We start from the raw sequence: 18,007 nt of genomic DNA, 5'->3' as shown, positions 1-18,007 counted from the left end.
GTATGAGCTTCACATTGATTTTATTGGCCATTATTGTTGGCCTCCCTTCTGTATATTTGAGTTATCACTCATGTATATTGTACAGAAGTTCTGTAGAAAAGTGGAGCTAATGTGCGTATTGATGTCAAGTAGGGCTATCAACTATACAGGTGGGGCTATAAAGAGTATCACTGGTGCTTATGACGCGAAATATTCAGCAATATCAAGTGCTTTTGCAATATTGAAAGTAGTAGGTGAATTCCCATAATCTAGATAATACTGCTCTGCATATTTTAATATTTTCTTCATCAGTTCAGGATTTTTACTTCTCATTCTGCACCTCTTTTTCTATGTGAAACGCTTTGTTTCTGATAAGTATATTATACTTGATAATTGGATAAACGCAATATAAAAATGGGCAGAAAAATAGAGGTGTCGCTATCGAGCAACACCTCATCTCATTTCAATTCATAAGATTTGCTTTCCCATTCGTTCTGTACGTTTCTTTATTGCATTCACACAGCCCTTAATGTAATCACCATAATTATTGGTGTACGCAGCAAAAAGAGCTTCATAATATGCCTTTGTATTATCCAGATTAGGATGACACGTAATAACTTCATAAGTATTATCATTAAAACTCGACAAATCAAATACCTCGTTTTTTTCAGAAACAAAGTCCTCTAACTTAAAGAATTTTATGTATCCAGAGAAGTCACCAAATTGTAAAAGCCAATCTCTATTTCCTTCTAAAACATTTTTAGAAGCTTGTACTTTGTTTTCGCCTTTATACCACGAGGCTAATTCATATAAAAAATAATCTATTCTTTCCTTGAACCTATAACTTCGTATTTCATTAATCGATTTACTTTGTTCATTTACCTTATACCTATTCGTAGGAAAAATCAAATGACCACCAATACTTCTTGTATTATACCAAAAGTCGAAGATTGTTAAATCATCAATTCCCTTTTGTTTTGCATTATAATCTGATGGACCAATATAATCCACGCTAATCTTATATACTCTTCCATTTACACATTGATGTATGGTATTGGTCTCTTTGTCATATTGAAACTTAAATTTCCAATCCTTATTTGTCAAATTTATTGTTGTAACAATATCCGTCTTTATTGCCTCTAATTCATCTATATCATTCTTCATTGCGTCAAACAATTCTTTGTTCTTTATATAGAAATAATTTTTCATTTTCATCACCTGCATTTTTAACCAATAAAATTCTATTGTCTATCCGAAAAGAAATCTCTCCAATATGGATTTTCTTCATCAAATATTTGTTTTTCTTCCGCAGAGAGTTTGTCAGGATAATCTCTGAACATATTATAGACTTTCTTCTTGTCAAAACTAAAAAGCCATTCCCCTTCTCTGTCAGGAGTATCAATCCAAAATATCTTATCTGTTTTGCTATTCTTATAAAACTTATGTACCATACCCCTTAGCTCCTTCGATAACTTTAAACAAATAACCTCTCTCTGTAAATCTTTTGCATACGCTTGTTCTGAATACCATCACAAAATCTTTTGATAATTATTTCATTTTCATCCAGTATATCATCGACATATAAAGGTTCATCATCTGCCACTTCTCTGTCAATAACATTTGCATAAATCTCCAACTGTTCTGGATATTTGCACAAAACATAAGAATAATACGATGAAAAGTCCAAATAGCTTAATATCAAGGTAATATTGGCAAAATCGGCGACTGTCATCTTATCTTTTCCGATTAGCTTTCTACGGTACTTTTCTCCACATAATCTAAAAAACTTTTGTTGCTGAGATTTTGCAATTTTTGTTAATTTACATTTTCGTCTCATTTATCTTATGCCTCGTGGAAGCCCCTCACCTCCTTGAATCAAATGGTTATCTTATATTTCAACTTTCTTAAGTCTGTTATGATTCGATACATATACCTCTGGAAAACAGCTTCTTGGATATTTTTCTTCTATAACAGTGATGATTACAGCTCCACCTGCGGTCAGTTCCTGTCTAATGATTTCATATTCTCTAGCATTGATAAAAGTATCTAAGCCATAATATGAGAAAAAACATTCTGTGGCAAATGCAAAACTATTAAATTCGTCTTCGTTCTTTGCTGCTTTTTTAAATTCTTTTTCGGTAATGAAAAGCTGTCTACCATCATTCAATTCTTGGTTTACCAGAAATTCTACATTCATATTTTATTCCTCTATACACTTACTTTCATCAAGTATCATCTGTCTATATTCTTCTTTTACTTCTGCTGGTTCTAATATCTGTACCTTGCCACCGAATCCGAAAACCCATCCATAGAATGTTTGGCTTGCCGAAATGGTAGTAATCAATCTAAATGATTCCATATCATATGCAAGGGTTGTTACATCTTCTCCGAAGCGGTCAATCATCGTTTTCATCAAGCTGTTATCACATCGCAGCGTAACTTCCACCTGCTCTCCGTCATACATAAAGAATACCTGCTTTGTATATTCTGCCACATCGAAATCTTTAGGAGCTGGAACTCCATCTTTATATAAGATTTCAGGTGTCGCTGCAATTCTGTCTACCCTAAAGGTTACAATCTTATCTTTCTTCTTTGAATGACCGACCACATAATAGTAATCGCCACACCAGACAAGACTGTATGGACTGATAATATACACTTCTCCTTTATTTCTCAAAACCTTTTTCTTAAGTCCCGAATATTCGTAATACTGGAAGGAGATTTGCTTATTGTTATTGATTGCCTCGTTAATATCGTCAACAATATAATAAATCAGTTCATTATCAGGCTTCACTCGTTCAGCAAAATAATTGTTCCTTTTTAACTTGTAAACCTGTCCCTCATTGGTCAGTGTATGTATTTTTGAAATCAGTTCCTTTGATTTCTTATGTGTTATCAGCTTGGAAGATTCTACTGCATCAATCAATATCTTTAGTTCTGCAAGTTCAAAATCTCTATCTCCTATAAAATATCTTGTTTGCGTAGAACGGACTGAAACAACATCAATTCCAAACTGCTGCAGTGCAGCTACATCTTTTGAAATAGTGGTTCTATATGTAGATATGCCATACTCATCATTCAATATCTCTATAAGCTGCTTTGTAGAAAGCTGATGTTCTTCATCAGTTCTTTCTTGCAAAATCTTCAAGAGATAAAGTATTCTTGGTTTTGTTTCCATATGCCATCCTTTCTTCGTTTTCCACAAATAATCTATTTTTTATTCCGCTGGGAAATACTTATTTACAATTTCATCAAGTTGTATTTTTATATCCTTAAAATCCTTGTCTAAATCAAGGGTAGTTGCACCAATCTTATTCCTAGCCATTGTATAACTGCTGTCAGGATATACTCTGCCATCTGTTTTAGCATAAACCAACAATCCTGATACATCGCCAGTGTTATCAACATCATAATTCTTCACATAGGTATATATCTGATACAAATTAGCCGAATGAAGTGTATGCTTGTCATAATATGTCTGCATAGAGCGGCTGTAATATTTTGCATCAATAATCAGTGTTTTTATGCCATTGGAAAGCATTGTGTCACTTTGCATTATTGGCAAAAATTCGTCGGATTCATCATCTAAGTTCCACTGTATTTGCATTGCCGATACTCTAAGCTCAGGGTGTTCTTTCTTGTAATATTCCAAGATGAACTTCTCATACAATCTACTCATTCGTTGCTCATCCAAAAAATCCATAAGTTTAACATTTCCTGATGTAGTTGTCTGCAACAATCCTTTTATTATCAAGTAGCAGATAGAAATCAACATCTGATATGTTTGATTATTCTTATTGTATTGAAGCTTCCAATTTATATTATGTACATCAAGTATATCTACTTCACCAAAATAAATTAGTAGTTTCTTCAATGCCTGCTTTTTCTTCTTGCTAAGAGAAGACCTTACCAGTAGATACATAGTAGTTTTAATGATTCTGTTTGGATAAGAATTAACAGAAAAATCATCATAACTACATATGAGTTTGCGTTGAATCGTTGTTTGCTGCTTTATCGAAGAAGAAATATCTATTTTCCCCTTTATCGCAGACATAGACTCTGTGTATGTAAGATATTCTCTATTTAATCCTCTTTTTAACTGAGAAGAAACTCCTTTTATTAGGATTTCTGCACATAACTCTCCCGCCTTATCAAATTCTTCTGTAAGAACTTTTTTATATCCATTTTCATTTAATACTTGAAACGCATACGAGAGCATATAATATATATTATGGATGCGTATCATTAAATTGTTCTCCTTAAAGTTTCAGACCAATCCTTTACTTTAGTAGGTTCGTCAAACCAGTATTCTTGAATCAATGGAATAATCTCATATTCAACAACTGATTTAAGCCATTCATCAGTAATTTCATTCTCAGTACAGAAATAGCTGTGTCCAATTCTAAATCCATCTCCAAGAGATTCATCATCGGATATGGCTTTATTCAGATTTTCAATTTGTGAAATAAGTTTCTCAAATTTCTCATTGTTCTTTTCTGCAACATAGCGTTTGAATCCTTCTGATGAAAATGCTGGTGCAAAATTAAAAAATGCAAATCTTCTTCTCAGGGCATAATCCATAAGTGCTAGACTTCTATCTGCGGTGTTCATCATACCAATGATTCTTATATTTTTAGGCACTGTAAACCATTCATTCTTATACAATAGTTTTATTTTCTCGCCACGCTTATCCTTTTCAATAAGCATCATTAGCTCACCTAATATCTTACTTAAATTTCCTCTGTTAATTTCATCAATTATAAAGAAATATGGATGTTCATCATCTTCCTCTGCTGTTTTACAGAATTCATAGAATGTGCCATTTTCTAACTTAAAGCCAGCCTTGTCTGGTCGATAACCTTGTATAAAATCCTCATATGAATAGCTTTGATGAAACTGTATCATCGAAACTCGACTTGTATTCTTTTCGCCCATAATAGAATAGGCTAACCGTTTTGCTGCAAATGTTTTTCCAACTCCTGGTGCGCCTTGCAGTATTACATTATATTTTGTCTCAATCAAGCCTACTAATGTATTGTACACCTCTTCTTCCATAAAAACTTCATCAAGAAATTCATTCTTATCATACGGTGGATATTTCACATCTTTTTCTTCTGTGATTTCTTCTGTTTCATCTATAAACAAGTTAAGAATTTCATTTACCGTATCCGCATAGGAAGTGATATTGGTTAAAGTTTTCATAGCTGCCTGATTAGGTAGTTCCCACTCACCAATCTTTTCCCAACTTACTTTTCTAATATGACGATATTCTTCTCGTTTATCATCATAAATGTACTCCGAAGACACAACACCCCTTCCAACAATTTTATGCATTCCTTTTTTGGCAAATATTATATCTCCGATTTTCATTTCGTTTGCAAATTGCCATAAACAATGTGCCGCATTTTTATATGAATAACTTGCGTCATAAGTAGCTTTCAACTTTTCTTTTATTGCATCCTTACTTTTAAACTCTGAAAGATTACTAATCTCATCCCAGCCAATACCCATTATGCCTGATTTGCTAAATTCATCCCACATACTTGCCCCGTCGCCTGGAGAATACATCCAGTAATCCGTTTCTTTTACATTAGAATCAACCGATGATGATGGTACTTCATTGCCATTTTCATCTGTTGTTGATTTCCAAGCGTAATAGGATAGTTCTGGAAAACTATGATATGGATATTCTTCGTTCTTTAAAGCGTTCCTTGCCTGCTCACACATAAAGAAATAACTTGCACCATCAGGAAGTCCTTTATTCACATTGGAAAATATGACAGTAAAATAATGTGGCATATTATCAACATCATTCAAAAATTCTCTGTTACGGGAGTCAAGGTTAATAAATGTATTTGGTCTTATCCAATATAAACCCATTGTAATATTCCAATTTACACCCTTTTGCTTCTTCACTTCATCATAATATTTTTGCATATTACTCTTATATGGTTCATTTAGTGAATCGGCATATTGGATAGCATTGTAAAACAGTTCCCAAAGGTTATCTATATCCTGTTCTTCTCTTCCGTCTTTAAAATAGTAAAATGTTGCTTTTAAATTATTCACAACAGGTATTCCATCAAAGGCAACAGGAACTTCCGCATTAACATCAAATATTTTCGCTATTGCAGTTAGAATCCTTACTCTATTGTCATTAGTAATTCCTTTATTAAACAGAGCAAAAATCGTGAAAGGGTCTATATCCACAATTTCATTATTTTCTTCCAATTTTGGCAATCTTAAATTTATGCTTGCATACACCTCTTTAATTTTTTCAATTAAAGCTGAGCGATTATCCTTAAATTTCAGTAACACATCGGCAAATTCCATATAGAAATCAACCCACTGATAATCTGCATCTCTTTCTCTTTTCTCTTTCATCTCTGTAACTCCTTGCTTAAATATATCAGATGCCAACTTATCGGTCATATCTACATTCCAACCTTCATCAGTCAATTTCCATATACCATAAGTGCTTTTATCAATATATCCACCTGCGACAAGATAATTTCGGGCAAATGCAACTTCATTTTCAAATTTATTAACGTTGTTTTTCCCTCTCGTTTCTGAAAGTTCTTCTTCTGTCAGGTGTTCATTTTTTGCAATAATGGAACGAACATCCTGTGGCTTACCTTGACCCTCTAATTCCTTTAATGCAGTCAAGATAGGTTTCATCCAATGTAAAAAGGCAGCATTTGATTTGTTGTTTTGTTTTTCCATTTATTTCTATGCCTCCATTACATTATCTGTCCATAACTCACATTGTGTCATTACAGTTTGTACTGCATCTTCCATACCCTCTGGTGGATATTTGTGCTTCTTCAAAAGTTTCTTAATAAGCATTCGCATTTTTGCTCTGGCAGATTCTCTCTTTTGCCAGTCAATAGTCTTGTTCTTGCGTAGAGCGTCTGCAAGTTCTTTTGTAATTGCAATCAATTCTTCATTCTCATAGAAGTCTTTAATAGCTCTAGGCTTTGTCAATGCATCGTAGAATGCAAGTTCATCTGCTGTTAATCCAAGCTCATCGCCTTCTTTTTGTGCTTCTGCCAGTTGTTTTGCCAGTTTCAGCATTTCTTCAATGACTTCTTCATTTGTAAGCATTCCATTCAGATAGGCATTCAATGCCTTTTGTATAAGCTCGCTGAATTTTTCTGACTTTACAACATTTGTTCTCTTATATACGGATACCTGTTCAGAAATCAGTTTTTTAAGTAGTTCAACTGCCAAGTTTTTCTCTTTCATATTGGCGATTTCTTGTAAGAATTTAGGGTCAAACAATGAAAACTCTTCCTTAATGTCAGAGAAAAGATTTATAACGCCATCACTCTTAATGCTCTCTTTCAGCAGTTCATTGATTCTTGAGTTCATTTCTGGCAGAGATATTTTACCGCCCCCACCTGCACTGGTTAATCTTAATATAAGGACACGAACTGATTCAAAGAAAGCTGCTTCAAATCTATCTTCTTCACAAACAAGAGACGAACATAAGGACAATGCCTGATGTAGCATTAACGCTTCTTTTACAAATGAATCCTTCTCCTCAATTTTCTCTCTGCTAATAATAAAGTTTACTGCTCCACTTATTGTTCTTGCCCTTTCAAGGTCTGAACCAGTTGAAAACTTACTATAATCAAATCCGTGGAACTTGTCTCGGCAAATTGAAAGTTTTTCCAAGAACTTAGGATATGCAACTTTGGCAACATCGGTATCACCATAATTCTTTTTATCACGAGTTGTATAATCATTCATTGCCTGCTTTAATGCTGTTGCAATACCAACATAATCTACTACCAGTCCACCTTCTTTATCTCCAAATACACGATTTACTCTGGCGATAGCCTGCATTAAATTATGTCCACTCATCGGCTTATAAACATACATTGTTGCAAGAGATGGCACATCAAAACCAGTGAGCCACATATCAACAACAATTGCTATCTTCATCGGACTATGATTATCTTTAAACTTTCTTGCCAGCTCGTCTTTATGTTGCTTATTCCCGATAATCTCCCGCCATTCTTCAGGGTCATTGTTTCCCGAAGTCATAACTACGCCTACTTTTTCTGTCCAAGCAGGTCTAAGTTCAAGAATCCTTTTATATATTTTCATTGCAATAGGTCTGGAATAAGCTACTATCATAGCCTTACCAGTCAAAAGGTTCTCTCTATTGTTCTCATAGTGGTCAAGAATATCATTTACAAGGGAATTTACAGTATTATCATTTCCCAGCAAAGCTTCCATTTTGCCAAGTTCTTTTTTACTTTTTTGAACAACTTCCTCATCAGCATTGGAAGCCATAATGTCATATTCCGTATCAATCAGTTTCAGTGTATCTTCATCTAAATTAAGTTTAATTACTCGGCTTTCATAATAAACTGGTCTGGTTGCTCCATCTTCAACTGCTTGTGTCATATCATATATATCTATGTAATCTCCAAAGACTTCTCTTGTACTTCTATCTTTGGATGATATAGGTGTTCCAGTAAATCCGATATATGTTGCATTTGGTAAAGAATTTCTAATGATACGAGCTGTTCCCACAACTCTTTTGGCTACATCTTCACCATCTTCATTCTTTGTTATCTTGATTTTTTCTGCTAATCCGTATTGACCTCTGTGTGCTTCATCAGCCATTACAATTATATTTTTTCTTTCGGATAGTGGTTCTGATGATTCCTCAAACTTCTGCATAGTCGTAAAGATAATTCCGTTTGCTTGTCTGCCTGCCAATAATGACTTTAGATTATCTCTGCTTTCAGCTTGAATAGGGTCTTGACGCAAGAAATCTTTACACTTAGAAAACTGTCCATACAACTGGTCATCAAGGTCATTTCTATCTGTAAGCACAACAATAGTTGGACTATCCAATGCTTCTTGTAATAAATGAGCATAAAAAACCATAGAAAGTGATTTGCCACTTCCTTGTGTATGCCAAAATACACCACCCTTACCATCGGTAACTATGGCTCTTTTTGTGGATTCAATGGCTTTGCTTACAGCAAAGTATTGATGGTATCCTGCAAGTATTTTAAAGGAGTTTATACCCTCATTAGAAAAACAGATGTAGTTCTTGATAATATCCAGCAGTCTTTCCTTTTGGAACATACCCTCAAAGAAAGTATCAAACTGAGCATACTGCGTATTTTCATAACTTCCGTCTTTGGTTTTCCATTCCATAAATCGGTCTTCACCAGAGGTTATTGTACCTGCCTTTGATGTAAGTTGGTCACTCATTACGCATATTGCGTTATAAATGAACATTGACGGAATCTCCTGCATATAGTTTCTTAATTGTCTATACGCCGCTGACGCATCAGTTTCTTCTCTTGAAGGAGATTTGAGTTCCACAAGTACAACTGGAAGCCCATTAAGAAATAGGATAATGTCTGGTCGTTTATTACTGTTTTCAATAAATGTCCATTGATTTGCAACGATAAAGGAGTTATTATCCGTCTCTTTGTAATCAACCAAATATACAATAGAAGAACGTTCCTCTCCCTTATCTACATATCTCACTGGAATACCGTTCTGTAAGTAATCCATAAAGATTGCATTCTTCTGAACAAGCTCACCATTTTCAAAGTTCTTCAATTTAAATAGTGCGTCTTGTATCGCATCATCAGGCAGACTTCTATTCAAACGATACATATACTCCAGTAATATCTCCTCGTGAAAAGGAACATTGAAATCTCTTTCAATATCTGGTCCATATGCATATTCATATCCCATATCATTTGTGAAAAGCTCAATTACTGAGTTTTCATAATCTGCTTCCGTATATAAACTTGGCATAATCATTTCTCCTTTGCGATTTTATTATCTAAAAATTTAACAAGTCCATTCCAAGACTCATCAGATATTTCACACAAGTCAAATTCATCAAGATATTCCCACAATACAGGAATAACTGCATCTAATCCTTCTTTATCTCTATATGGTAGTTCAGATAGCTCATACTCAAGTGCCTTTATATTTATTTTATCTAAATCAATATTTGAATAATCAAAATCAATGTCAAAATATGAACAGCGTTTTATTACTAATAGTGTTTTCGCCATATCTGCTGTAAGATAACCTATGTACTGGGTATATAATCCAAAAAAGGATTTCCATTTATCAGGAAGTCCTGACAAAATATTAAATATAATTTTTTCTTCATTTTCCATCGGATTATCTCCTTAACTTTATGGTTTCCCACAAATCTTGATGCAATAAACAATAATTTAGCGGCTTAAAGGTCGATTTCGGAGACATCAAGCTCTCCGGACATCAGTTTTGGAAGAAGACTATCGCGCATAATCCTCAAATCACGATTCTCAAAATAGGATGATTGGATTTGACGCAACATTGGCTGAGTTAAATCGTTAAAGTCCAATGCAACTTTTGGTGTTGGAATAACGATTTCCATATCACCAAGACCACCTTCCCAAATAGCATAAGGCATGGTAGAACCTTTAGACGTTGCTTGTGCATAATCAATGCTACTGTCTCGGTCGCAACAAAGGAGCGCATATGATAAAAATGATGAATCATACGGAGTTAGCGTAAAGCAAGTAGTTCTAGTTATGCCCTTGCATGGTGCGAGTATTACTCTATGGAAATACACCCTCATTGCTCCAATCACGATGTCATCTTTATCAAAAGTAATAAGGCTACTTTGCGCTTCATCGTTTGATTTGAAATAACTAACCGCAAACGTGTTCATCGGGATGACATCAATGGGCAAGTATGGCATAGTAGGATTGTCTCCAGCCTTTATTGATTCTCGTCTTAGACGTAAAATATCTTTTAGTTTGCCAGTTTTCCAATCATTTGGCATTAAACCGCCAAACGGTGTGAAATCACAGAACCATTCTTGGTAAAGTGCTCGTGCTTGCTGCTCTAAATTATTGTTTACTTTTTCATTTTCTTCTATCTTGTTGTCAATTGCATCTAAAACAGAGGCAATCTTTTTTTGTTCCTCATATTCACAAGGAATATTAACTTTAATTGATTTCATAGTGTTTCCTGAAACCTCTTTAAAGGTTGTTCCGCTTCCCATATTTTCAATTTTACTTTTATTGTATTTCAAGAGATAAAAAAGGAACAATGGGTCTGTATCGGAGTTTGGAATTACACTTTTGAATCCTTGATTTGTACACACTTCATTTTCCGCAATAGCAACATATCCGATGGGCGCTCTTGAGGAAAACAATACCGTATCTTTAGGTAATAACTGTGTAGAACAACTTTTTAAGCCCATTTCAGTAATATTTCTATCCCCATTACTTATGTATCTCCCCTTAAAAGTTGATAAATCTTTTGGAGTTATCCAAGCGATTGTTCCACCTTCATAATTTTCAACTATCTTTGTTGATGGAGTCGCTCCTCCCACAACTGTTCCTATTTCTGAAATAGTACACTCTTTCCATTCAGCCATAATTAAGTCCTTTCTATCCAATGTATTTTCTATGAGCAATCTTAACATTACTCTGCTTAACCATTGCATATTGCAATGTCGTATCTATTCGTTGGTGTCCAAGCAACCTTTGTAATTGTTCAATCGGCATACCTTTGTCAATTGCCATTGTTGCAAGTGTTCTCCTAAATTTATGTGGGTGCATTTTGTTAATACCAAGCTGCTTACCAATATTACGGATTCTTACTTCCACACCACCTATTTGTAATCTTTTATGTGGGGCTTTAAGAGAAACAAACAGAGCTGAATTATCGTCTGTTCTATTGTTTAAATAGTTTTGCAAATGTATTTTAGTTCTTGCATCGAAGTAAACAACTCGTTCTTTGCTTCCTTTACCAAATACCACACATTCTCGCTCTTCAAAATTGATGTCCTCACGATTTAAAAGCACCAATTCACCGACACGCATTCCAGTTGAAGCCAGCATATCTATTAAGGCTAAATCCCTTATTTCTAAGCAATTATCACGCATTATTTCCAGATTCTCATCCGTATATGTTTCTTTGATATTACTTACCGTCTTGACCTTATGTATTCTTCTTACTGGACTTTTTAAAATGTAGTCCTCATCTTCTAGCCAAGAGAAGAATGATGAAAGGATACGCCTAATATTATCAATCGTTACCCGACTTGATTTCTTTGTAGTCTGATATTCTGTCAAATACCCTCTAATATCATCAGTCACAATCTCTTTTACCCCTTTATCGAGATTATTTAGCATTGCGTTGATTGTTGCTTCATAATAATTCAATGACTTTTCTGAACAGCCCTCTATTCTTTTTGCAGATAAAAATAATTCAACAAAATCTTGCTCATTTTCTTTATCCACATCGACCTTAGCGATTTCATATTTCCATAAAGTATGCAATAAAACCTCTTGTAATTTTTCAGCTTGTCCATTATTTAGGACTGGTAACATTTCTTCAACAATTTCTTTAATTATTCTCTGTTTCATAGTTCTTTCTCCTTAATTTAAGAGAACAACTACGGGGCGGTAGTTCCCGATATTAACTCTTGCCACCCACAAGAGTTATGGGATAGTTAGCTTATAAACAATAATTTAGAGCAACAAGCCAAAATCCTTTTTAAATCGTGGTTCGTTGATTTCGAACCATTCAATGGAACTATGCCTTCTGACTGGGAAATTGTTCCTCTCGAAAAAATTGCTGATTTTCAAAATGGCTATGCGTTTAAGAGTAAGGAGCTTTTAAATGAACCGTCACCAGACTGTTATCAAGTATTCAAACAAGGGCATATTGCTCGTGGCGGTGGTTTTATTCCTGATGGAACAAAAAGCTGGTATCCAAAAAGTCTTGCATCAAAATTAAAGAAATTCGTTCTCAAAAAAGGCGATATACTTATGGCAATGACAGATATGAAAGACAATGTGGCAATATTAGGTAACACAGCCATTATGCCACTTGATAATGAGTACATTGTCAATCAACGAGTTGGACACCTCAGAGCAAATGGATACAAAGGAGTGACTTATCCTTTTATTTATTTACTTACTAATAGCACGGATTTTCTTGTTGACCTGCGTAGCAGAGCAAATAGCGGGGTGCAAGTAAACCTATCATCTTCTGAGATTAAAACTTCGCAAACTGTTTTGCCATCTGAAAAAGTAAATACGGCTTTTTCTGAGATAACACTTCCGATGTTTGAAACCATTATAAGTAATCAGCTTGAAAATCAGCGATTGGTTCAACTCCGAGATACCCTTTTACCCAAATTGATGTCCGGCGAGCTTGATGTTTCCGACATCGACCTTTAAGCCACTAAATTATTGTTTATCTCATTATTTAACTCTATTTTGTCATCAATCGGTTTGATATATGACACAATTTCTCTCTGTAAATCTAAAGATGGTATAACAATACTAATTTTCTTTATATCTGCTATAGTTACGTGACCTAAACCAGTTGTCTGTTTATTGATAGCAATTTGTGTAAAGTATGGTTTAAGATTTTTCATTAAAAAATAGAAAAAATCTCTATCAACTATTTCCTCATATGGTGTTATCTTAAAAATATGCTGGTTAAGCCAGCCTTCTTCTAATTTAAATCTAAAAATATCTATTGAAGTTTGCGGATTCCCAGACCAAGAAAAAAGCAAATCTCCTCTTTTTAAATGAACATCTTCTGAAAAAATCTGTTGAGTGTATGCCGTTGTTCCGCCGATACCATTATTTAACTCGGCAATCTTAATAACTGGAACTCCCGTATCGGAAAAATTGATTTTTTTAAACGCAATTCCATTTTTCCAATTTGCAAGTTCATACAAAGAACGTCTTTCTCCTAAAACTGAAGATTGAATATTATATAGGCTGCTCTCATTAAATTTCATATCCAATCGCCCCCAACTTCTTACGAATTTCTTCTTCCAATTCGTGTGATTTAGCAAACATATCAGATAATTCAGAGGTCAATCTTCCCATCTTTTCTTCAAATGGTTCTCCATCATCTTCTTGCTCCTCAATACCTACATATCTACCAGGAGTAAGAATAAAGTCTTGTTTTTCGATGGTCTGCAAATCAGCAACAGAGCAAAAGCCTTTTACATCTTCAAGTGTTCCGTTCTGGAATTCTTCAAAAGTATCCGCAAGTTTCTTAATATCATCATCAGTGAAGTCTCTATGTTTACGGTCTACCATATATCCCATTTTTCTGGCATCAATAAAGAGAGTTTTTCCTTTTTGCTTTTTATTCTTACTAATAAACCACAATGTAACTGGAATAGTAACACTGTAAAATAACTGTGTTGGTAATGCAACAATCCCCTCTACAAGGTCAGCTTGAATAATCTTTTTACGAATATCTCCTTCACCACTACTCTGTGATGACAATGCACCATTCGCAAGTACAAGACCTATCTTTCCGTTTGGTGCAAGATGGTGAATCATATGCTGTATCCAAGCATAGTTGGCATTTCCAGCAGGAGGTGTTCCATATTTCCAACGAACATCTTCTTTCAACTTATCTTGTCCCCAATTAGAAAGATTAAAGGGAGGATTTGCCATAATAAAATCTGCTTTAAGTGTCTTATGTAAGTCATTGAAAAAAGTGTCTGCTTGGAATGAGCCAAAATCTGCGTCAATACCACGTATCGCCATATTCATCTTAGCCATTTTCCAAGTATCAGCATTTGATTCTTGACCATATACAGCTATTTCTTCACGCTTTCCATTATGAGCTTGGATAAATTTTGCACTCTGTACAAACATACCACCTGAACCACAGCAAGGGTCATATACACGACAATTAGCAAATGGCTTTAGGATTTCTACGATTGTTTTAACGATACTTTGTGGCGTGTAAAATTCTCCGCCCTTTGTGCCTTCGTATGCTGCAAATTCTTTAATACAATACTCATATGTACGACCTAATAAATCTTTGCTTTCTTCAGTGTCACCCATATCCATATTTGTAAACAAGTCAACAACATCACCTAATACTCTCTTATCCAAATCCGGACTTGCATAATTCTTAGGTAAAACATTTTTTAGACTTGCGTTTTCTTTTTCAATAGCTCTCATTGCGTCATCAATAACTGTTCCAATTTCAGGCGTATGTGCAGAAGAAGATATTTTATTCCAACGAGCTTCTTCTGGTACAAAGAATATATTATCTTCTATGTATGCATCTCTATCATCTTCAAAGCCATCGCCATCAGCAACAAGCTCATCATATTTTTTCTCAAATGCACTTGAAATATAGCGTAAGAATATTAACCCTACAATTACCTTCCTGTATTCTGCCGCAGGAATATGTCCCCATAAAACACAAGCTGCATCCCAAATTTGCTTTTCAAATCCTATATTTGCATTGTTCTTTTCTGCCATTATTAGCAACCTCCATATTTTAATCTTCTAGTATAACTTCGCATATATCTCCAATATCACAATGAAAAACCTTGCATATCCTCATAAGATTCTCAAGCGATACTGGTTCGTTTTTGTTTATTTTTGTCATTGCATAAGCAGTTATTTCAGCAGCTCTTATCAAATCAGTACCCTTCATCTGATTTTCAACCATCAGTTTTTGTAGCTTTAAATAACTTAATTTCATTCTTTTTCTCCTCATACAAAACCATAAATAAGTGGCTATAATTACTTATAATACATTATAACACTAAAATCCCGATTTTCAATGATTCGGCTTATATTTTCATCTATGTCGAGAGTAGATGTTATATTTTTTCAACACCTACTCTCGTTTGTATAAAAACCTTATCTTATATGTAATTCTCGCTTATCAATTCTTCTAACTTATTTTTAAAGTTAGTCTTTGTAATTTTGAGTGCGTGATTGCTACTTAATACTTCAACTCTTGGATACCCTTCGTGAGATTTCATTTCCGCAATTACGCTTCCACTATCCTTTTTCCCTGTGCTACTGTGAGGTACTGGACCGAATATAACAGCTCTATAATTCGTGTTATATTGCAGCTTACTGTACTGATATGTTTTGGGTTTATCATATCCCAAACAAAATTCAAACCTATTTTTATCGAGTCCCAAACTTTTTATTATTCCATCCAGATTGTTCTCTTTAACTTCTGAATCTCCAATCACTAAAATAATGCCATCTTTTTTAGTTTCATAAACAGGCTCACTTCTTATCAAATCGAGTAATTCCCATTTTTCTAATAAAGTTTCTAACTCTCCCATACGATTTGCCAATGTGATTTTAGATGTAACTGTATCTATTATTTCCTCTAATTCTTCATATTCAAGCACTGTTACACCTCCTCATCGAAAATGTGAACCATCTTTGCGGTTATCTTTTCAATCTTTTTTCTGAGTAAAATCAATTCATCCATTGAAGCTGCATACTTGTTCGCAATAACCTCCTGTTCTTTTAAACTAGGTAATGGAACAATCATTTTCTTTAATTTATCCAGCGAAATTGTTGAAATATTAGAGCCAGAGCTTATACTTTTCATCGTTATAACACCTATTTCACTAGCAAAGAATGCTTGTATATAAAATGGTTTGACTTTACTTTCATCTAGCTCAATAACAAAAATGTTCCCATTTGCAAGTAATTTTTTCCCTTTGGCAACAGATACCACCGCTGACTTAAATGTTGGTGTTCCAGTTTTAGATAGAACTATTGAATTGTTAGGTACACAATATTTATCCATTTTAGATGGAATTTCTTTAAGGAACTGCTTATTCTCTAGTTCTAATATGCCTTCGCTTATATTTGAAAGCATAAGATACTGATAATCGGTTTCTTCTTCTGATTTTAATGATTCAATATCTGCCGCCTTCAGTTGAGAACCTCTAGTAATATTCTTAATAATCGTATCAAACTCTACACCATTTTTAATTTCAGGCACTTCTTCAAAATATCTTACAGGATTTAAAATATATTCATTATCCGCAAAATCCTCTACCCCTTTTTTAACAGATATTTTTGAATCCTGAGATAATAAGCTTATAATCTCTGCAATATCTTTATCTTTCAAAACGTTATTTCTTCTTTCAGAAGTACACACTTCACGAGCATCTACTAATCTGATTGTTTTGTTGTTGTTGCTAAAAACAATCATTGTAGTACCAATCATTGTTGATGAAAAAAGTTTCGTTGGTAATGCAATTACCGCTTCGATGTAACCATTTTCGATAAAGTATTTCCTGATTTTTTCATCATTTCTATTCCAACTACTTCCATTAGTCATAATGGCAACAGCCTTACCATCGTCTTTCATCTGTTCTATTAAAGTTGCATTAAATAGCCAATCAGAAGATGCCCTTTGAGTAATATCTTCACTTATTTTAAGCATATTTTGTATATTTTCCTTTTGACCATTCATTGATAACAGTTTTAGATTAAATGGATAGTTTGCAAAAAGTTTATCCGCTTTTCTTGTAACTCTATATTCAAAAGCATCACTTAAAACAAATGAATAGTTCTCACCTAAGATTGAGGCTTTTATGTCTGCAATATATTTAGCAATAAAGTTCAATTCAATCCCAAGATATGAATTACACTCTCCTCTTCCATATTGTTCAACAGCAAAGCCACCAAGTCCTGAACATAATTCAAGCACATTATCCGTTGTTTCCACATCTAGTATTTCATTTGCCAGACGAGATAATCCTACAGGTGTAGTACATTCACTTCTCTTTCCATCCTCCATAGAATTATCAAATAGAATATAAGCCAGCAATTGTTCTAATGTAAATTTTCCCCTATAGTTCTCAATAATATCGAAAGAATCCATAACAAAATCTTTTAATATTTTTAGTGTATCTTCTGGCAACTCTATTTTTTCTATTACTTGTGCGATGTCAACAACGCCTTCTGTTTTTATCAATTCTCTTAACACCATTGCTATGGAAATTGATTTTGCGTGAATTGAATCCATTGGTTCAATTGTTCTCAATGTATTAGCTAATTTAAATGCAACTTCATCTGTCTTTATTGTTTTTAATAATTCAAAATATTTTCTATCCAAAATGTTTTCCTCCTTTTTTTAGGTTTTTTATAACCTTGTTTTATCTTGTAAGGTAATCATAATCCTTTCCCCTCAAAAAGTCAAGAAATATTTTTAGGTTTTT

Annotated in this window: 17 protein-coding genes and 1 pseudogene; 1 reads left to right on the top strand and 17 read right to left on the bottom strand. The window is 34.0% G+C overall.

Translation table 11 applies throughout. The features are described from left to right. Positions 1-177: 177 nt before the first annotated feature. The 12 genes and pseudogenes from EV211_RS10975 to xerA all read right to left on the bottom strand — a co-directional run bounded on the left by EV211_RS10975 (position 178) and on the right by xerA (position 12,395). The gene (locus EV211_RS10975; protein ID WP_279222019.1) at positions 178-312 is read right to left on the bottom strand and encodes a hypothetical protein; all 135 of its coding nucleotides are present in this window, start codon (positions 310-312) and stop codon (positions 178-180) included. 135 nt (positions 313-447) lie between these two features. Further along, positions 448-1,188, bottom strand: coding sequence for a DUF6994 family protein (locus EV211_RS05330; protein ID WP_133528390.1), 741 nt, complete (start codon positions 1,186-1,188; stop codon positions 448-450). 32 nt (positions 1,189-1,220) lie between these two features. Further along, positions 1,221-1,430 carry a DUF7675 family protein gene (locus EV211_RS05325; protein ID WP_133528389.1) on the bottom strand — a complete coding sequence of 70 codons (210 nt, stop codon included), beginning with the start codon at positions 1,428-1,430 and terminating at the stop codon, positions 1,221-1,223. 23 nt (positions 1,431-1,453) lie between these two features. After that, the gene (locus EV211_RS05320) at positions 1,454-1,816 is read right to left on the bottom strand and encodes a hypothetical protein (protein WP_133528388.1); all 363 of its coding nucleotides are present in this window, start codon (positions 1,814-1,816) and stop codon (positions 1,454-1,456) included. Positions 1,817-1,867: 51 nt separating this feature from the next. Beyond that, positions 1,868-2,176: a hypothetical protein gene (locus EV211_RS05315; protein ID WP_133528387.1), complete on the bottom strand. Its 309-nt coding sequence runs from the start codon at positions 2,174-2,176 to the stop codon at positions 1,868-1,870. 3 nt (positions 2,177-2,179) lie between these two features. Next, positions 2,180-3,157 carry a helix-turn-helix transcriptional regulator gene (locus tag EV211_RS05310; RefSeq protein WP_133528386.1) on the bottom strand — a complete coding sequence of 326 codons (978 nt, stop codon included), beginning with the start codon at positions 3,155-3,157 and terminating at the stop codon, positions 2,180-2,182. A 39-nt stretch (positions 3,158-3,196) separates the two neighbouring features. Next, positions 3,197-4,225 (bottom strand): 5-methylcytosine-specific restriction endonuclease system specificity protein McrC, encoded by a 1,029-nt coding sequence (mcrC, locus tag EV211_RS05305; RefSeq protein ID WP_133528385.1) that lies wholly within the window; start codon positions 4,223-4,225, stop codon positions 3,197-3,199. Further along, positions 4,225-6,702, bottom strand: a complete 2,478-nt coding sequence (locus tag EV211_RS05300) for an AAA family ATPase (protein WP_133528384.1) — start codon at positions 6,700-6,702, stop codon at positions 4,225-4,227. The genes mcrC and EV211_RS05300 overlap by 1 nt, the downstream gene beginning before the upstream one ends. A gap of 21 nt (positions 6,703-6,723) precedes the next feature. Beyond that, a pseudogene (locus tag EV211_RS05295) lies at positions 6,724-9,774 on the bottom strand (type I restriction endonuclease subunit R); the annotation flags it as partial. A 2-nt stretch (positions 9,775-9,776) separates the two neighbouring features. Next, positions 9,777-10,148 (bottom strand): hypothetical protein, encoded by a 372-nt coding sequence (locus EV211_RS05290; protein WP_133528382.1) that lies wholly within the window; start codon positions 10,146-10,148, stop codon positions 9,777-9,779. A gap of 65 nt (positions 10,149-10,213) precedes the next feature. Then, the gene (locus EV211_RS05285; RefSeq protein ID WP_133528381.1) at positions 10,214-11,401 is read right to left on the bottom strand and encodes a restriction endonuclease subunit S; all 1,188 of its coding nucleotides are present in this window, start codon (positions 11,399-11,401) and stop codon (positions 10,214-10,216) included. 13 nt (positions 11,402-11,414) lie between these two features. After that, positions 11,415-12,395, bottom strand: a complete 981-nt coding sequence (xerA, locus tag EV211_RS05280) for a site-specific tyrosine recombinase/integron integrase (RefSeq protein WP_133528380.1) — start codon at positions 12,393-12,395, stop codon at positions 11,415-11,417. 171 nt (positions 12,396-12,566) lie between these two features. On the opposite strand from xerA, the gene EV211_RS05275 reads away from it, so the two are divergent. After that, positions 12,567-13,214: a restriction endonuclease subunit S gene (locus EV211_RS05275; RefSeq protein WP_243108547.1), complete on the top strand. Its 648-nt coding sequence runs from the start codon at positions 12,567-12,569 to the stop codon at positions 13,212-13,214. Here EV211_RS05275 and EV211_RS05270 read toward each other — a convergent pair. The 5 genes from EV211_RS05270 to EV211_RS05250 all read right to left on the bottom strand — a co-directional run bounded on the left by EV211_RS05270 (position 13,211) and on the right by EV211_RS05250 (position 17,904). Continuing rightward, positions 13,211-13,786: a restriction endonuclease subunit S gene (locus EV211_RS05270; RefSeq protein WP_133528379.1), complete on the bottom strand. Its 576-nt coding sequence runs from the start codon at positions 13,784-13,786 to the stop codon at positions 13,211-13,213. The two genes, EV211_RS05275 and EV211_RS05270, sit on opposite strands and share 4 nt — an antisense overlap. Then, positions 13,776-15,281 carry a type I restriction-modification system subunit M gene (locus EV211_RS05265; protein ID WP_133528378.1) on the bottom strand — a complete coding sequence of 502 codons (1,506 nt, stop codon included), beginning with the start codon at positions 15,279-15,281 and terminating at the stop codon, positions 13,776-13,778. The genes EV211_RS05270 and EV211_RS05265 overlap by 11 nt, the downstream gene beginning before the upstream one ends. A 19-nt stretch (positions 15,282-15,300) precedes the next feature. Continuing rightward, positions 15,301-15,507, bottom strand: a complete 207-nt coding sequence (locus tag EV211_RS05260; protein ID WP_133528377.1) for a helix-turn-helix domain-containing protein — start codon at positions 15,505-15,507, stop codon at positions 15,301-15,303. 166 nt (positions 15,508-15,673) lie between these two features. After that, positions 15,674-16,177: a hypothetical protein gene (locus EV211_RS05255; protein WP_133528376.1), complete on the bottom strand. Its 504-nt coding sequence runs from the start codon at positions 16,175-16,177 to the stop codon at positions 15,674-15,676. Positions 16,178-16,179: 2 nt separating this feature from the next. Continuing rightward, positions 16,180-17,904: an N-6 DNA methylase gene (locus tag EV211_RS05250; RefSeq protein WP_133528375.1), complete on the bottom strand. Its 1,725-nt coding sequence runs from the start codon at positions 17,902-17,904 to the stop codon at positions 16,180-16,182. Between the last annotated feature and the right edge of the window lie 103 nt (positions 17,905-18,007).

The organism is Aminicella lysinilytica (assembly GCF_004362975.1).
Classification (GTDB): domain Bacteria; phylum Bacillota; class Clostridia; order Peptostreptococcales; family Anaerovoracaceae; genus Aminicella; species Aminicella lysinilytica.
This window is presented reverse-complemented; position numbering and strand designations above follow the sequence as displayed.